This is a genomic window from Wenjunlia tyrosinilytica (assembly GCF_014646055.1).
Taxonomy (GTDB): Bacteria; Actinomycetota; Actinomycetes; order Streptomycetales; family Streptomycetaceae; genus Wenjunlia; species Wenjunlia tyrosinilytica.
Genome location: NZ_BMMS01000043.1, coordinates 1 through 16,569, shown reverse-complemented (window position 1 = coordinate 16,569; position 16,569 = coordinate 1). Strand labels below are relative to the sequence as shown.

Below are 16,569 nucleotides of genomic sequence, written 5' to 3'. Positions count from 1 at the left end.
CAAATCATCGCCCTACACCGCCCCCTCTGCGGACCTGAAGCGCCGCAGCCGGCTGGAGCCGGGACTGCGAGGGCTGGCCGCCCAGCACGTCATCTTCCGCTGAAACGCCTGGTCCGCCCACGCAAGGACCAAAGCACCTTGTCAACATTGGCGAAAGAGGAAGTCATGGGAACGAGTGACAACGCCGCGTCCGAAGCTGGCGCGGGCGCCGGGAGCTCTAGTGTCAACGAGGGGAACAGTGACACGGCCGACGCTTCCCCGGAGCGCCTGCGCACTCGATTCGTGGTCCAGTTGGTCGAGGGCAGGAGCATCCGTGCGCCGCATGTGGAAGAGGCGATGAGGGCCGTTCCCCGCCTCCTTTTCGTGCCCCGTGCTACCCCTATCTCGTCCAGGATTCCGCGCCCAGCCTCACGGTGTTTCCGCACCCGCTTGGCCCTTGTGACCTCGACCTCGCCGCAGACACCGAACAACCCGCAGCCAAGCAGATCCTGCCACGCCTCATGAAAGACGGGACGAAGAACGCAGACCGATCGCCGCTCATGACGTGCTTCCCGCACCCCGGATGCGACGCCGCTCTATCCGGACCAGAGAAGAAGCAGGTCCAAACGGCCACAGAAGCGTCCGGTCTCGGCCCCGGCGGAATGCCGAGAGACCTCAAGTCCGGCTTGCTGGCCGCGGCGAAGACGGGCGCGGAGGTCACCGCCACTCCGCTCAGCGGCACCTGTGCCGTAGCACCGTGACCTGGAGCGCGACGGAGTCGGCCCGGTCGAAGCTGCCTACTCGTCGTGGGCGCCTGAACGAGCCCGGCGTCGTGGTGATCAGGCGGTGAGGCATCACTCGTAACTGGAATCTCTGCTCGAGTTCTGGGTTGCCGTGTCTGCGGAGCTGTGTCAATGGCCACGAGTTCACCCCCGGTGACGGACGGCTGAACCCATGCGCTGGCGGACACGAGAATTCCCCACGGACTCCCCGCGGACAGCGGATCTCCCCGCCTGGTCTGCGTGATCCTTCCTGGAACGGGCTCAGTTCAACGTCCTCACCCCCTTGCCCGAGGTCGCCTCGGTGAGCCGAAAAGAATCACCCTGAGTGACTACGACATGAGCATGGTGAAGTAGCCGGTCGACGGTCGCTGTGGCGAGGGTCTTGGGCATGATCTCGTCGAACCCGGACGGATGAAGGTTCGAACTCACGGCCATTGCGCGTCTTTCATAGGCGGCATCCACCAGCCGGAAGAAGCCCTCTGCGGCGTCCGCGGAGACGGGCAGCAGGCCGATGTCGTCGACAATGATGAGGTCACTTCGGATCAGCCGGGTCATCGCCCTGGCGAGAGAATCGTCGACGCGGTGGCGGCGGACGAGGGCGCCCAGGTCCTCGATCGCGAACCAGGCGACCGCCATGCCGGCCTCGACCGCAGCCTGTCCCAACGCTTCTGTGAAATGAGATTTTCCAGTGCCGGACGGGCCGCAGACACAGAGATTCTCCTTGCGGGAAATCCACTCCAGCGTCTTCAGCGAATCCTGGACCTGTCGGGTGATGGAGGAGGCGCTTTCATCCCAGTCGCCGAATGTCTTCCCGGCGGGGAATCCGGCCCGCTTTCGACGAGTTCGGAGGTTCGCCGCGTCCCGACCCGCGGCTTCCTCGGCCAGCAGCACTCGGACGACCTCGGCCGGGTCCCAGCGCTGGGCTTTCGCGGTGGGAATGAGATCCGTCAACGACCGGCGAATGTGCGGGAGTTTGAGCCTGCGGGTCAGCTCAATCGCCTCGGCGAGCGGATCGCCGTTCGAGCCTGAAATGTTGCGAAGAGGGGTGACCATCAGGTTTCGTCTCCTTCAGGGGCAACGCCGAATCGGGACCAGGCGGACGTGCCCGGCTGGAGGCTGTGGTCCTCGGAGGCGCGGGTCGGCTCAGCAACCTGACGTCCGATGTGGTGATCGAGGATCGAGATGAGGTCGTTCTCGGCGAATCGGCCGGCGATCGCCGCGGTCCCCAGGGCCCGGTCGACCTCGCCGGCCCCGTGGAGCTTGGCAAGCTGGACGGCCTCGGCCATCTTCGGCCGCATCCTGCGGGCCCCTGAGGCCGCGGCCTCGACCAGCCAGGACGCCGCCCCGGAACTGAGCTGCAAGAACGCGGCTTCCTCGGCCGATGCAGCCTTCGGGGTCCGTTCACCTGCCTTATCTTCCCGTGGCGGATAGTGCTCGTCCTTGATCGACGGGTTGCCCGGGGTGGACCGTCGGTGGCGGGCGGCCTCGGCGGCGCCGTCCTCGGTGACCGCGGTGACGACGAGTTCGTCGCCGTGGATGCGGGCCCAGACGGTCTGCCCAGCCAGCTGGTGCGGGACCGAATACCGCACCGAATCCACCGAGATCGTCGCGTCGCCTGCGACCTTGCGGGTGGTGCCCAGGGCCGCGGTGAACGGATTCTCCGGCAGCCGGTGCAGGCGATGCTGCTCTTCCGCGAGCGCCTCGATCGGCCGGCGTCGGGTTGCTCGGTGGACCTTGTTGTTCACGTCCGTGGTGAACTGGCGGCAGGCGTCCTCGAGTTCCGCGAAGTCCCGATAGGCCGGCCGCAAGTTGATATCGGTGGGCACCAGGTCACGTTTCGCGATCCGCACCGTCGCCTCGGAGCCGCCCTTGGACTGCGGATCCGCGGGGACGCAGGTGCGGATCGTCAGGCCGTAGTGATGGCCGATCTCGATGATCTGCGGATTACGGACCGGTATTCGCGCGATATGGTCGCTGGTGACCGTCCGCTCGTTGTCGGTCAGCGCATAGGTCGGGGCTCCTCCGATCTGCCGCAGCGTTGCATCCAGACAACTCGCGATGGTCGGCAGGGTTTTGTCGAGCACGGGGACCACGAATCGGAACCTCGACCAGGCCAGCCAGGCACACCACAGCCATGTTTTCCGGCCTGCTATTTTCGGGCCGTCGCCCCAATCCCATTGGACCCAGAGTCCAGGTTCTGGAATCCACGGTCGAAATACCCGGCGGTGGCCGGCGCGATAGGACGCCTTCGCCGCGGCGACCGCCCGCCGCGTGGTCCGGTCGGTGCCGGTGAAGCCCATCGCCTTTATCTTGTCGTGCACCCGGTCAGCCCCGATTCGGCCGCCGGAGCGTTCGATCAGTTCCTCGACCTTCGACAGATAGTCGTCGATCATCTTCGGCCGCGGCAGGCGCTTCGTCGCGTCCCCACCCTGGTCGCGAAGCTCGACATACCGCTTCACGGTGTGGTGGTCGCACCCGGCCAGCTCGGCCGCCGCACGGTAACTGCCCGTGAGGTCGTACGCCTCAAGTATCTCCATGATCTCCTCTTTGCTCTTCACACCGGCCAAGAGAACAGGTCGTGTGGTCTAGACAGCCAAGAGGGATCACGCGTCCCTCAGCGGGGACATCTCGTGTCCGCCTGCGGGGAGCCGATCAGACCGCCTACAGGGAGCTTTGCATTTCCGCCGTCAGAGCTGGCGATAAGCGGGCGACGACCCTGCACCACAAGCACAGGAGGAGGAATCGTGATCGTTGAGGGTTTGATGCAGCCCTCCGAAGCGCTCAGATACTTCGGGCAGGTGGCCCGTCACTTCCGTAGACGCTCACAACTCACGCAGATGGAGTTGGGAGAGAAGTTGGGCTACGTGGGGGCATTGGTCGGCCAGGTGGAGGCCGCCACCCGTACCCCCACGGATGGGTACACGTTGCGGCTGGAGGAGGTGCTGGACGCGGGCGGGCTCTTGGCGGCGGCGCTGCCGATGCTGGAGGCGGAACGGCGCAGAGCCGAGTCGAGGCCGGTGTACGTCTTCGTCGTTGAGGGGTCTGTGGAGGAGTTGTCGGGGCCGATGGCGGCGACGTTGCTCAGGTATCTGGCGAAGGGTGCCAGCGCTGCCCCGGCCGACCGCCAAGCAGACGGGTAACACCACCCGGACCTCGCGCCGGGCATCGGTGGAAAGCCCGCGCGGGGACGTGGCCACGCGCATAGGACGAGCACGAGTTTGATCACGACAGGAGATTCCTCAGTGTCGAAGAGGACACCAACGACGCCCGGCAGCCACGGTCGATTCGGCAGGGCGGAGACCGGGATGAGTAACCGTGAGCGCAATATTCGGCGGATCTTGGAGCCACCGAGGCGCACACTTGTCCAGCGCTTCCGGGCGGTGATGTGGGAGGTCGAAGAGTGGTGGTGCCGCCATGTCACGCAGCGCGACCTGTACCGCTTGCTTGATGCCGCTCGAATCAAGACCCCGTCCGAATGGGACACGGCGCAATTTCGGGAAGAGTCGATGCGCTGGTTGGCGCAGCGCATCGAGGGTGTCGAACGGTCGAAGGATGCCGAAGGCGGTGATGGTACGCCGTAGGCGACTCTGTGTTGGTGCGCATCATGTTTCTGCACTCTCGGAACAGAGCCTTCCCTGAGGGTCTCCGTAAACGATCTCTCAGCCGCGCTGTGCATCAGCGACAGCGTGATCCGGGACAGCCGGGCCAGCCCTGTGTGAATCCCTTGCGGACCGGAGTGAGAGTCTCTGAAAGTGCTGGTGAGAGGGGGGTTCCGCTCTTCCGGAGTCCACGGTGTGGTGGTTGCGTCCGACCGTGATCGCCGAGGAGGTCGTCTCGTGGCTCCGACTGTCTTCACCGCTGTATTTCTACTGCCCTTTGCTGCGGCAGTCGGCCCCTTCGCGCTCGTCGAAGCGCGAGCCTGTGTACGTCCCGGGAGAGGCCGCCATCGCCGCGTCCCAAGGCGCCGCGATGCGGCTCGCGGAGGGCGGCGATGAAACCGCACCACACGGCTTGCGCGCCTCCGTTTGTCGTGTGGCGCTGGACGAGTTGCACCCCCAATGCGCTGGCGCAGGCCCGCGCTGCCCTGCGCTGCGCTTTGGACCAGCTCGGCTACGAAGGCGAAGTGATCAGCGATGTGGTGCTGGCCGTCTCCGAGTTCGTCGCCAATGCAATGGAACATGCGGTGGGGCCGTACGAGATGCGACTACTTCGAACCGCCGCGGAGGTCATCTGTGAAGTCGAGGACCGTGATCCGCACATCCCGGCCATTCCCGTGTTCCCGGCGGATGCGCCGTTCACCCTGGTGAGGGAGGACCGTGGGGGTGGCTTGGAGGCGCTGTGCGCACTGCTGTCCGAGCGCGGACGCGGCCTGCATATCGTGCATGAACTGACCAAAGGCACATGGGGGTTCCGGAGCTGGCGGGGGACCAAGACGGCCTGGCTTGCCCTACCCGCTGTTCCTCGCCGATTCCGGCCCTGATAGCACTCTGCCTCTTCGCCGACGACGGGGGAGGCGGGGACGCTTCATCAGGCTCGCACGGTGCCCTTGAAAGCGGGCCTTGTCGCTCGAACGAGCGACAAGGCCCGCTTTCTCTCAGGGAATTGACACCAAAGAGGCGCATCGTCGGGCACCAGAACGAAAGCCGATTGGAAGTCACCCTCCCGTGGTGATTGACCGCCACCACGCCGGGTATCTCCAGACGCATCCGAACACTGAGAGTTGCCATCCGGGTGGAGAGTGTGACAGAAGGTAGGAGTGGTGAAGACGCAACGGCGAGCCAATGCCCTCCTGGCAGGGGTGAGCGCGGTGATCGCAGGGCTACTACTGGCGGGTTGCACGGGTGCCTCCTCAGACGCCCGCCCCTTACCTGAGGGGACCCTCGAGACAGCGGCGTCTCCCAGGCGGCATGAGCAGCATCCGGAGGCACTCGACGCCTACCGGGCCATGTGGGACGACCTTGCTGCCGCTGCGGTGACATCGGATGCGAAGCATCCGCGACTGACGGCTCACGCCTCCGGAAGGGCGTTGGAGCTGCTGCGATACATGATGGCGCGGGACCGCAGGAAGGACGTTGTCACCAAGGGACACCTTCGCCTCGACACTGCCGTGGAGAACAGCGAAGCCACGAAGATGGTGCTTCGAGACTGTGCCGACGCCACCGACTGGCTGCACTACACCAGTGAGGGCAAGCTCGAGGATCATGTGCCCGGTGGCCACCATCGCATCGATGCGACGGTCCGGCAGCAGGGTGGGGTCTGGAGGGTTGAACGACTCCACATCGGCCCGGTGGGGACGTGCTGAGGCCTGGGCTCGCCTTCCCATTGGCGATCGGTGGTGCGTGCATCGCGTTACTGCTCGCGTCATATGACGTTATGGCAGACGACGGCTTGAGCACTGGCGTCGGCGTGACGTGCGCACCTGGTGCGTGTGATGCCGAGGCTCGGAAGGTGGAACAGCACCGAGGCGTTTCAGGGCGGAGCAGGCCGGTGCGTCATGGGTCGGTGGTGAAGGCCCGCAGTGGTGGTGGAGGGCCGAAGGGGCCGCCGACGGTTTCGTCGAGTGGTTGGGAGTACGACCTGGGTGGCGGTGTGGGGATTTTGCCGCGCTTCGATGGTGACGAGGCGATGAAGCCGGAGCCGGGAGGCGGCGGGGAGCAGGTTGCCGTGGAGGTGGTCGTGCAGAGGGCGGTCGAGCGGTTGAAGTTGCCGAAGCCGTTGATCCGTACGAGTCCGGATGAGGACTTCGTTCAGGTGGTCCATGTGCCCACATGGATGTGGGTGGAGGACAAGACGTGGGAGCCGGTGTCGGTGTCGGCTGCGGTGGAGGGGGTGCGGGTGACGGCGACGGCCCGGCCGCGGAAGGCTGTGTGGTTGATGGGTGAGGGCGGTGAGGTGGTGTGCCGGGGCCCGGGGACACCGTTTTCGGGCGCGTTCAGCCCCAGGGCGTCGTCGCCGGATTGCGGTTACACCTATCGCCGGGCGTCGCTGTCGGCGCCCGGTGGGGCGTACACGGTGTCGGTGGAGGTGACCTGGGATGTCGAGTGGCGCGGCGGCGGTCGGTCCGGGGTGGTACCGGGCCTGGTGATGAGCGGCCGGCGGCGGCTGGTGGTGGACGAAGTGCAGGCCGTCGTCACGCGCTGACGGCCCGAAGGATGCGCGGCCCGATGGGCGGGCCGGGCTGGTGGAAGTCGGAATCTTCTTGATCGCGAGGTGAATCGTGGGTACCTCCATGTCTTCTGCGGCCGTGAAGGGCGGCGGGCTCGGTGTGCCGGGGGCGCGCCGTTCGGGCCCGGAGCAGCGGCCGGCGGTGACGGGCGGGCGGGGGCGCAGGCTGGGTTGGGTGTGGGCCGGGGTGGGTGCGGTGGTGGTCTCGGCGGTGGGCTTCACGCTGGTCGCGCGGGCGGTGGGGGAGAGGGATCCGGTGCTGGTGCTGGCTCGTGATGTGCCGGCGGGTCGGGTGCTGAAGCCGGGTGATCTGCGGGTGGTGGAGGTGGCGGCGGACGCGGGTGTGGTGGCGCTGGAGGATCGGGCCGCGGTGCTGGGGCGGCGGGCGAGGGTGCCGCTGGTGGCCGGGTCGTTCCTGGCGCCGGGCCAGGTGGGCACGAGTGCTGCCTTCCCGCCGAAGGGGTTCTCGCAGGTGGCGTTGGCGGTGGAGCCGGGGGGTGCGCCACCGGATCTCGCGCGCGGTGAGCGTGTCGCGGTTCTTCCCGGCCCGGCCGGTGCCGGAGCCGTGCGCGGCGAGGCGGAGGAGAAGGGGGCCTCGGCGGTGGCGGGAACGGTGACCGGAGTACGGGAGGGGGAGTCGGCCGGTGGGCCGCGGGTGGTGACGGTGCTGGTGGAGACCGGGGCGTCGCGTCGGGCGGCGCAGTTGGAGCGTCCGCGTGTTGTGGTGCTTGCGGCCGAGGGGCGTGAGGCTCCGTGAGGGGGCTGGTCGTTCTCGGGTCGGTCACGGGTGCGCCGGGGGTGACGACGACGGCGCTGGCGCTGGCTGCGGGGTGGCCTGCGGAGGCGGACGGCGGGGTGCGGCCGGTGGTGGTGGAGGCGGACCCCTCCGGCGGTGATCTGATGATCCGCTTCGGTCTGCCGGCGGCACCGTCGTTGCTGGATGTGGCGGCTGCGGCGGGCAGGCCGCATCCGGGTTCCCTGCTCGGGGCGGCGAGCGAACTGCCCTTCGGGGTGCGGGCGGTGGTCGCTGTGCCGGGGCGTGGTCCGTGCCGGGAGGCGGTGCGGCTGCTGGCCGGTGAGGCCGGAGGGCGCGTGCTGAGGGGGGATTCCCACGACCGGGGAACGGTGCTGCTGGATGTGGGGCGTCTTACCGAGGATGTCGAGCCGCTGCTGGATGCGGCCGAGCAGGTGGTGCTGGTGGCGCGGGGCGGAGCGGAACCGCTGACCCACGTGTCCGCGTACGACCTGAAAGCCGTCGAGCGTGCCGGGCGGCTGACGCTCGCCGTGGTGGGTCCGTGCCCGTACCCGGCACAGGAGATCGCGAAGACGCTCCGTATCGAGCGGGTGGTCTTTCTGCCTTGGGATTCCAAGAGCGTGGCCGTAATGAACAGTCCGTACCGCGGTGGTCTGCGCACGACCGGGTTTCGGATGCCGCACCTGATCGGCGCCGCGAGGTCGCTGGCCCGTCGGCTGACACAAGCCCGGGAGAGCGGTAGCGGGACACAAGGAGCGGGCGGTGAAGCAATGGCCCCCATGAGTGCCACGCAGATGGCCGGGCGCATGCGGGCGGGGCTCGTTCAGGGGCCTGGAGATGAGGGATACCGGTCATGAGCGAGCGGCTGTTGCTGCCGGATGCGGTGCCCGGCGGTGAGCGGGAGCTGGGGGTGTGGGTGCGCCGGCGCGTGGCCTCCCGGCTGGCGTCGTACGCCGGTGAGCGCGAGGCGGCCGGATTGGCCGCGGAGGATGAGATGGCGCGGCGGATGACCGTGGGACGGCTGGTGGCCGAGGAGCTGGGGGAGCAGCGGCGGCTGGCGCTGGCCCAGGGCAGGGCGGTCGTTGATGCCGCGGCCGAGGAGCGGATCGCCCAGGCGGTGGAGGACGCGCTGTTCGGCACCGGCGGCCTGGAGCGGCTGCTGGCCGACACAGCGGTGGAGAACATCTGCGTCAACGGCTGCGACGTGGTGTGGGTCAAGGACGCGGCCGGCGCATGGCGCCGGGAGGGCCCGGTGGCCGCCTCGGACGAGGAACTGGTCGAGTTGGTCCGCACGCTGGCGGCTCACGCGGGCGGGGAGGAGCGGCGCTTCGACCGCGGCATGCCCCGTTTGAACCTGCAGCTGCCGGACGGCTCGCGTCTGTTCGCGGTGATGGCGGTGACCGGCCGGGTGTCGCTGACGATCCGCCGCCACCGTTTCCCAGCGGCCTCGATGAGTGAGCTGGTGCGGCTGGGCGTGTGCGACGGGCAGCTCGCCGCGTTTTTGACAGCGCTGGTGCGGGCGCGCAAGAACATCGTCATCGGCGGCGGCACCAATGTCGGCAAGACCACCGTGCTGCGGGCCTTCGCCCACGAGATCCCCCCGGCCGAGCGGCTGGTGACCATCGAGGACACCTTCGAACTCGGCCTGGACACCGACCCTGTGGCGCACCCGAACGTGGTGGCCATGCAGGCACGGGAGCCGAACATCGAGGGCCAGGGCGGCATCGACCAGGCGGAACTGGTGCGCTGGGGGCTTCGTATGTCTCCGGACCGCGTCATCGTCGGAGAGATCCGCGGGGCCGAGGTCATCCCGATGTGCAACGCCATGAGTCAGGGCAATGACGGCTCGCTGTCCACCATCCACGCCTCCACCTCGCGCGGGGTGTTCACCAAGCTCGCCTCCTATGCCGCGCAGTCCCCGGAACGGCTCACTTTGGAGGCGACGAACCTGATGGTGGCCTCCGCGGTCCACTTCGTCGTCCACCTGGGCTGGGACACCGCAGGCCGCCGGGTGATCGACTCGGTGCGCGAGGTCATCGACGCGGACGGGCCGCAGATCGTCTCCAACGAGGTCTACCGGCCCGGCCCCGACGGACGCGCCACGCCTGCCACCCCGCTGCGCAGCGAGACCCTCGACGACCTGGCGGCGGCGGGGCTCGACGCCCAGGGCGCCGTTTCCCAGTGGTGGGGGGCGGCGCAGTGAGCGGCCTGTTCGGCCACGGCGTGTGGACGGCGGCCGCGGTGGTGTGCGGGACGGTGTTCGGTCTCGGCATGGTGGCCATCGGCTACGGAGCCGTGCGGCGCACGGCGCCGCAGGAGCGCCCCGGCCCGTTGCGTGCGCTGTCGGCGCGCCTGCCCCGGGAGTGGACCACGCGGCGCGTGGTGATCGCGGTGACGGCCGGGGTGATCGCCGGGGCGCTGACGACGTGGCCGGTGGCGGCGGTGCTGACCACCGTCGCCATGCTCACCCTTCCCGGTCTGCTGGGCCCGGACCGACAGGCCGCACGGCGCACGGAACGCATGGAGGCGCTGGCCACCTGGACGGAGATGCTGCGCGACACCCTGTCCGCAGCGGCCGGACTGGAGCAGGCGGTGCTCGCGACCGCGGACATCGCCACGGGCGCGCTCGAGCCGGACATGCGGGAGCTGGCCCTCGCCGTCAGGTCGGGGCGTCCGCTGCCTGCCGCACTGAGGGCGTTCGCCGAGGACGTCGATGACCCGCTGGCCGATGTGGTGGTGGCCGCTCTGGTCATGGCGGCCGAGCAGCAGGCCAGTCAACTCGCGCCGCTGCTGGGTGAGCTGGCGGAGTCGGTGCGCGAGCAGGTGGCCATGCGCCGGCGCATCGACGCCGGACGGGCCAGCGTGCGCACCGCAGTGCGCGTCACGGTGATCGTCACCCTGGGCATGGCGGTGGGGCTCGTGGTCCTCAACCGCCCCTATCTCGATCCCTTCAACACACTCACCGGGCAAGCGGTCCTCGCGGTGGTGGGCCTGCTGTTCGCCGCCGCCTTCACCTACCTGACCGCGATCGGCCGCATCGAGGAACCGGTCCGCCTCATCAGCCCGGCCGCCTCCCACGCTGCGGCGGGCACCAAACCGGGAGGCACACGGTGATCGTCCTGCTGCTCGGCGCGCTCTTCGGCGCCGGGGCTACCGCTCTCGTCCACGGGCTGCGTCCGCCCCGCCCCGCCCTCGCCGACATCCTCACCGCCCTCAACACACCGGCCCCACCCGCCGAAGCACGTACGCGCGCGGCAGACGACGCGCAGTGGGCCACCCGGCTGGGCACACGCGCTGTACCGCTGGTGCGGGCACTCGGATTCCCCACCGCCTCGCTGCGCGCGGACCTGGCCGTGTGCGGCACGCAAGAGGACCGGCACCTGGCGGGCAAGGCGGTCTGCGCCACGACCGGACTCATCTGCCCATGGGCCGCCTCGCTGCTGCTGCGCCTGGGGGCCGGTATCGCGGCGGGATGGTGGGTTCCACTGGCCGGCTCACTCGCCCTGGCCGTGGTGCTGTTCTTCGTTCCCGACCTGTCGGTACGCCAGCAGGCCGCACAGCGGCGCCGCGAGATGCGCCACACCCTCAGCCTCGTCCTGGACCTGACGGTGATCGCGCTCGCGGGCGGCGCCGGAGTCCAGCAGGCCCTCGCCCAGGCCGTCGCCGCACCGCAAGGATGGGCGGCGGCAAAACTGCGACACGCGCTGCACATCGCGCAGCTCACCCGCACCAGCCCCTGGCCCCACCTGGGCGATCTTGGGCGGCAGCTGGCCGTCAGCGACCTGACCGAACTCGCCTCGACCGTCAGCCTGGCGGGCAGTGAGGGCGCAAAGATCCGCGGCTCACTCGCGGCGAAGGCACGGGCGATGCGACGGCGCAGGATCTCGGAGGCCGACGGCGCCGCACAGGCGGCCACGGAGCAGATGTCACTGCCGGTGGTCGGACTGTTCGCCGCGTTCCTGCTGCTGATCGGCTACCCGGCCCTCTCCCACGTCATGTCGATGAGCTGACGCTCCCATCAACCCATCAACCGCACCAGACCCCAAGGAAAGAGCACCGTCATGCTCCCACTCGCCGCCCTGACTCACCTGGTACGCGCCCACCTGGCCGAAGTGCGCCGGCACGCCCGCTCCGACGCGGGCTACACCACCGAGACCATCGTCGTCACCGCCCTGCTGGCCATCCTGGGCCTGACCGTGGTGGGCATCATCGTCGCCAAGGTCACCGCCAAGGCCAACGGCATCGACCTGGGCGGCTAGCTTGGTGACCCCACTGCCTCCCACACGGCGCAGTGATCGCGGGACGGCAACCACGCAGCTGGTGCTCGTCGTCCCCGCGCTGCTGCTGATCGCACTGCTGGTGGTGCAGTTCGCCCTGGTCTGGCACGCGCGCCACATCGCCCAGTACGCCGCCCAACGGGCCCTGGCCGCCGCCCGCGCCCAGCACGGCACCGCAGCTGACGGCCGCACCCAGGCCCAGCGCAGCCTCGCCGCGCTGGGCGGCCGCATCCTCACTACCCCGTCGGTGACCGCCGAGCGCACCGCCGCCCAGACCACCGTGCGAGTTAAGGGCACGGTGATGCGCGTGTTCCCTGTCCCCGGCCTGGCGCTGCACGCCTGCGGCACAGCCTCCGGCCCCACCGAGAGGATCACCACCCCCAGCGCAGGCCGGCCGTGACCCGGTGGGTGCGCCGCTCGGACAACGACGGGCAGCGGGGCTCGGCGGCGGTGGAGGTGGTGCTGGTAACACCGCTGCTCGTCCTCGTACTCCTGGTCGTGGTGGCACTCGGGCGGCTCGCCGACGCCCGCCTCGTCGTGGCCGACGCCGCCCACCAAGCCGCCCGCGCCGCCTCATTGGCCCGCACCGACAAGGACGCCCGTACCCGGGCCGAACGCGCCGCGAGCGCAGCCCTGCGCGAGGCGGGAGCCTCCTGCACCCGCCCGAGCGTGCGTCTGACCACCGGCGGCCTGAGGCCAGGCGCCACCGTGACGGCACAGGTCTCCTGCTCCGCCGGCCTGGGCGGGCTCACCCGCACCGGGCTGCCCGGCCATGTGGTACTCGCCGACACCGCCTACTCCGTCATCGACACCTTCCGGAGCGACCCGTGAACCGAGGCATCCAGGCGCACCTGGTCCCCGCCCGTATCCAGCAACTGGCGGCCGGGGACGAGCGGGGGCAGGTGACGGCGTTCGTCGTCGGCATCCTGGCCGCCTTGTGGCTGTTCGCAGGCATCGTCGTCGACGGCGGGCTCGCCCTTGCCGGCAAGGCACAGGCGTTGGACGTGGCCCAGGAAGCCGCCCGCACCGGCGCCCAGGAACTGGACGTCGGCCGACTGCGGCGCGGCGACGATGTCCGCCTCATGCGCGACAGGGCCGCCGCGGCGGCCCGCGCCTACGTCGCCTCCACCGCAGACAGCGGCACCGCATCGGCCAAAGGCGATGCCGTAACCGTCCAGGTCACCCACCACCAGCGCACCCAGATCCTGCAACTGGTGGGCCTGCGCACCATCACCGCGCAGGCGACCGCCACCGCGCACGCCGAACGCACCACTGCATAGAGCACGCGCACCACCCCTTCCGGCCGAAGAGAGCGAACGCGGCGATGACCCACCCTCCCCAGCTGCGCCGGCGTCTGACCGCAGCCGCCACGGCGGGCGGCACCCTGGCTGCCACGCTCACCCTGCTGGCCGTCATGCCCTACGTACTGTGGCAGGCCGGCGGCCTGCCCTGGCCCGAACACCTCGCCTCCTGGAACGAGGTCGGCGAACGGCTGACGCAGCCGGTCAGCGACCCTTTGACAGTCGACCTGCTGGCCGTGGTGGGCTGGGTGTGCTGGGCCGCCTTCGCCTGCACGGCCGTCCGCGAGACCATCTGGTACGCGACCCACCTTCCGCAACTGCTGCGCGACCGGCACGCGCACGCTGAACATGTGGCGGGGCTTTCCGTGAAGGGCTCGCTGGCCGCGCTGTGCATCGGCACCCTCGTCGTCGCACTGATCGGCCTGTTGCGCCCGCAGACGGCGGCCGCCCAACAGCTCACATCACCCGGCGAGGCACGGCCGAACACCGCCGCGACAGCACCTCACATCCCCGCCTTGGAACGACAGCCCACCTCTCCGGCCGTAGCGGCGGCACCCGCGGCCCCGGATACGACGCACAGGATCGGTCCGCAGCGTCGCGGCCCATCAGGCGAGACCGAAGCAGTCCGGCACATCCTGTACACGGTTATCGAAGGCGACACCCTGTGGGACATCGCGCACAAGCACATGGGAGACGCACTCAAATGGCCGCGGATCTACGCGCTGAACAAGGACCGCGTCCAAAACGACGGAGCCCGTCTCAGTGATCCGGACCTGATTACGCCCGGCTGGCAACTGAGCATTCCCGTCACCCACGCCGCCACCGCGCACCCAGTACCTGACCCCGCCCCGGACACCGCTCCCTCAACCCCGCCCGCGCCGCCAAACGAGACCGCACCCCCACCGCCGACTCCCGACCAGGACACGGGCACCGGCCACCGGGCAAGCGCTGATCACACACCCACAGGGCCGGGCAGCCACGACGAGAGCGCGCCCCGGTATACGGACCCCAAGCCGGGCCCCGCCTCGATCGGCCTTGGGGAGGCGAGCCTGATCGGCATCACCACGGCAGCAGGCCTGCTGGCCGCGCGCCGCTACTGGTACTGGCACCGAAGCCGTCTGCGCGAACCCGACCCGGAGGCGGAGGTGCCCGCCCTGAGCCCACTGGTGGCCAAGGCCGCACAGGCTGCCCACGCGGCCACCCTGCCCCGCCCCCAGGAGGACCCCGAATGCCTGGTCACCCGCCGCACCCCACCCCAGCAACCCCGAAGCGCCGACACAGTCACCATCGGCGTCCGAGACAGCACCGAGGTCCCCCTCGACGAGCTGGCCGTGCCCGGAGGCTGCACCTGGACCGGCCCCGGCTGCGAGGGCGCCGCACGAGCGCTGCTGGTCGGCATCCTCACCGCCGCCGAACGCCAACGCCCCGGCCCTGCGCGCGTCACGGCGATCGTCCCCGAAGACGTGGCCGAGACCCTGCTGCCCCAACTACCCACCAGGTTCACCGCACTGACCCAGAGCCCCGATACCGCACAGGCCATCCAGGCTGCCGAACAGCACCTCCTCACCCACGCCCACACACAGGAAGATCAAGACACCGTCCACACGACCACCGGATGGGACCCGGCCAACACCGCTCAGCAGTCGAGCCCCGGCACCCTGGTGCTGCTCGCAGTCCCGGACGCCGCCCACACCGGACAGCTTCAGGCACTGGCCGCCCGCAGCCGCCCCGGCACCCTGATCGTCCTCGCCCTGGGCGCCCCGCTCCCCGGCTCCGTCCAATGGCACATCGACCGCGACGGCACCACCGACGGCCCCAGCGTGGACGCACAACACCGCAATCCGCTCCGACTGTTCCACCTCACCGCCGACGCCGGGCGCGAGGTGACCGAGGTCCTGCTGACCGCCCACGGCCAACGCCCCCGCCTGCGCATCCTCCCCACCCCCAGGCCGACCCCCGACAGCCGGCCCGCCGAAACCGCCACCCAGCCCACGTCGGACGACGACCCCCCTCGCCCGCGCGCGACTGATGAGCCGCGGCCCGCACAGACCAGACCAGTACGACTCCATGTCCTCGGACCCGTCACCCTGCACGCCCGCGGAAACCCCGACCCCATCGGCACCAACATGCGGCCCGAAGCCCACGAATTCCTCGCCCTGCTCGCCGCCCACCCCACCGGACTCCTCGCATCCGACATCGCAGACAAACTCCACCTCGCCCCAGGCAGCGACCAGAACGCACTGAAGAACCTGCGCCGCGCCGTGCGTCGCACCCTGCGAGCCGCTACCGGAATCACCTCGCAGGAATTCATCCTCCTCCAAGGAGAACTCCACAAACTCCATCCAGAACTCGTGGAAACCGACCTCGCGGACTTCAGCCAAAGCCTGAAGGAGACCCTCTCCGCCCCCCATACGGAAAGAGCACTCGAGGATGCCCTGTCCCCGCTGCGCGATGCCCTGGCCCACTACCGCGGGCCCTTCGCCCAGAGCGGCGACTACCTGTGGGCCGACACGATCCGCGAACACCTCGCTGTGAAGGCCACCGATGCCGCCCTCCTCGTGGCCCGCCGGGTCGAGAACGCCGACGCCGTGCCACGCGACCGGGAAGCCGTGCTGACGATGCTGGAGCACTTGAGCACCGTCCACCCCGACCACGAACGCCTCGCCCAGCACACCATCCGTCTCTACCAGGCCGCCGGGCGCAACGACGCTGCCCGGCACATCTACATGCGACTGAAGCGGCACCTGAATGACCTCGGCCTCGAACCCGAGCCCGGCACCCAGGCACTGATCGGACCCAGGACCCACGCCCGTCAGACGCGGTAGGGCCGCAGTTCAACCACACCGCGCGCCTGGTTGCTGGGTGTGGCGGCCCGATGGCGGTTGCCCTGTCGTATCCGGTGTCGCATCCGCCACCGCTTCCGGGTGCGCGCTTGGATACGACACCCCGCCCGGGCCGGTATCGCAGGCCAGGGCCACTGCGAGCCACCATCGGGCGAGGGCGACTGAATATCGGTGGAGCAACGCGTCCCGATCTCCCCACAGCTGGCGCCCGACCCCACGCATCCCATGCAGTTGCCCGCTTCCGGCCGCAGTCCACTCATGCTGCGTTGCCTCTTCTTCCTTTCACCAACCCGCCTTCCAGACAGTCCTCTACGGCTCTGCCCAAGAACGCTCATTCCGCGTGTGCGTGAACGGCACGGCGGTGCCCAGGCGTAGCCGAGGGTGCCGCCGTGCCGGGGCGCCGTGCCGGGGCGCCGTGCCGGGGCGCCGTGCCGGGGCGCCGTGCCGGGGCGCCGTGCCGGGGCGCCG

The 16,569-nt window shown here is 69.7% G+C and carries 17 protein-coding genes; 15 read left to right on the top strand and 2 right to left on the bottom strand.

Annotation, left to right across the window (positions count from 1 at the left end):
• Positions 1–1,022: 1,022 nt before the first annotated feature.
• Both istB and istA read right to left on the bottom strand, forming a co-directional pair.
• Positions 1,023–1,814, bottom strand: coding sequence for an IS21-like element helper ATPase IstB (gene istB, locus IEY86_RS32070; protein ID WP_189135423.1), 792 nt, complete (start codon positions 1,812–1,814; stop codon positions 1,023–1,025).
• Complete coding sequence (istA, locus tag IEY86_RS32065) at positions 1,814–3,319, bottom strand: IS21 family transposase (RefSeq protein ID WP_189135422.1); 1,506 nt, start codon at positions 3,317–3,319, stop codon at positions 1,814–1,816. The genes istB and istA overlap by 1 nt, the downstream gene beginning before the upstream one ends.
• A gap of 186 nt (positions 3,320–3,505) precedes the next feature.
• Here istA and IEY86_RS32060 point away from each other — a divergent pair, with 186 nt between their 5' ends.
• From IEY86_RS32060 to IEY86_RS31990, 15 genes are all read left to right on the top strand, one after another.
• Positions 3,506–3,901: a helix-turn-helix domain-containing protein gene (locus tag IEY86_RS32060; protein WP_189135421.1), complete on the top strand. Its 396-nt coding sequence runs from the start codon at positions 3,506–3,508 to the stop codon at positions 3,899–3,901.
• A gap of 165 nt (positions 3,902–4,066) precedes the next feature.
• Entirely contained in the window at positions 4,067–4,342 is a 276-nt protein-coding gene (locus IEY86_RS32055) for a hypothetical protein (protein WP_189135420.1), read from the top strand.
• A 410-nt stretch (positions 4,343–4,752) separates the two neighbouring features.
• Positions 4,753–5,241: an ATP-binding protein gene (locus tag IEY86_RS32050; RefSeq protein WP_189135419.1), complete on the top strand. Its 489-nt coding sequence runs from the start codon at positions 4,753–4,755 to the stop codon at positions 5,239–5,241.
• Between the two features lie 279 nt (positions 5,242–5,520).
• Positions 5,521–6,063 (top strand): hypothetical protein, encoded by a 543-nt coding sequence (locus IEY86_RS32045; RefSeq protein WP_189135418.1) that lies wholly within the window; start codon positions 5,521–5,523, stop codon positions 6,061–6,063.
• A gap of 200 nt (positions 6,064–6,263) precedes the next feature.
• A complete protein-coding gene (locus IEY86_RS32040) occupies positions 6,264–6,902 on the top strand; it encodes a hypothetical protein (protein WP_229698948.1) in 639 nt (212 codons plus the stop codon).
• 88 nt (positions 6,903–6,990) lie between these two features.
• Positions 6,991–7,683: an SAF domain-containing protein gene (locus IEY86_RS32035; RefSeq protein WP_189135417.1), complete on the top strand. Its 693-nt coding sequence runs from the start codon at positions 6,991–6,993 to the stop codon at positions 7,681–7,683.
• Positions 7,684–7,724: 41 nt separating this feature from the next.
• Entirely contained in the window at positions 7,725–8,537 is an 813-nt protein-coding gene (locus IEY86_RS32030; RefSeq protein WP_265805983.1) for a MinD/ParA family ATP-binding protein, read from the top strand.
• Entirely contained in the window at positions 8,534–9,883 is a 1,350-nt protein-coding gene (locus IEY86_RS32025) for a TadA family conjugal transfer-associated ATPase (RefSeq protein WP_189135415.1), read from the top strand. Before IEY86_RS32030 ends, IEY86_RS32025 begins: the two co-directional genes overlap by 4 nt.
• Positions 9,880–10,794, top strand: a complete 915-nt coding sequence (locus IEY86_RS32020) for a type II secretion system F family protein (protein ID WP_229698946.1) — start codon at positions 9,880–9,882, stop codon at positions 10,792–10,794. The genes IEY86_RS32025 and IEY86_RS32020 overlap by 4 nt, the downstream gene beginning before the upstream one ends.
• Complete coding sequence (locus tag IEY86_RS32015; protein ID WP_189135413.1) at positions 10,791–11,690, top strand: type II secretion system F family protein; 900 nt, start codon at positions 10,791–10,793, stop codon at positions 11,688–11,690. The genes IEY86_RS32020 and IEY86_RS32015 overlap by 4 nt, the downstream gene beginning before the upstream one ends.
• A 51-nt stretch (positions 11,691–11,741) precedes the next feature.
• Entirely contained in the window at positions 11,742–11,939 is a 198-nt protein-coding gene (locus IEY86_RS32010; RefSeq protein ID WP_189135412.1) for a hypothetical protein, read from the top strand.
• Positions 11,940–11,943: 4 nt separating this feature from the next.
• Positions 11,944–12,357, top strand: a complete 414-nt coding sequence (locus tag IEY86_RS32005) for a TadE/TadG family type IV pilus assembly protein (RefSeq protein ID WP_189135411.1) — start codon at positions 11,944–11,946, stop codon at positions 12,355–12,357.
• Between the two features lie 50 nt (positions 12,358–12,407).
• Entirely contained in the window at positions 12,408–12,788 is a 381-nt protein-coding gene (locus IEY86_RS32000; protein WP_189135437.1) for a TadE/TadG family type IV pilus assembly protein, read from the top strand.
• On the top strand, positions 12,785–13,237 hold the full coding sequence (locus IEY86_RS31995) for a pilus assembly protein TadG-related protein (RefSeq protein WP_189135410.1): 453 nt from the start codon (positions 12,785–12,787) through the stop codon (positions 13,235–13,237). Before IEY86_RS32000 ends, IEY86_RS31995 begins: the two co-directional genes overlap by 4 nt.
• A 44-nt stretch (positions 13,238–13,281) precedes the next feature.
• Positions 13,282–16,083, top strand: coding sequence for a BTAD domain-containing putative transcriptional regulator (locus IEY86_RS31990; RefSeq protein ID WP_189135409.1), 2,802 nt, complete (start codon positions 13,282–13,284; stop codon positions 16,081–16,083).
• The last annotated feature ends 486 nt before the right edge of the window (positions 16,084–16,569 follow it).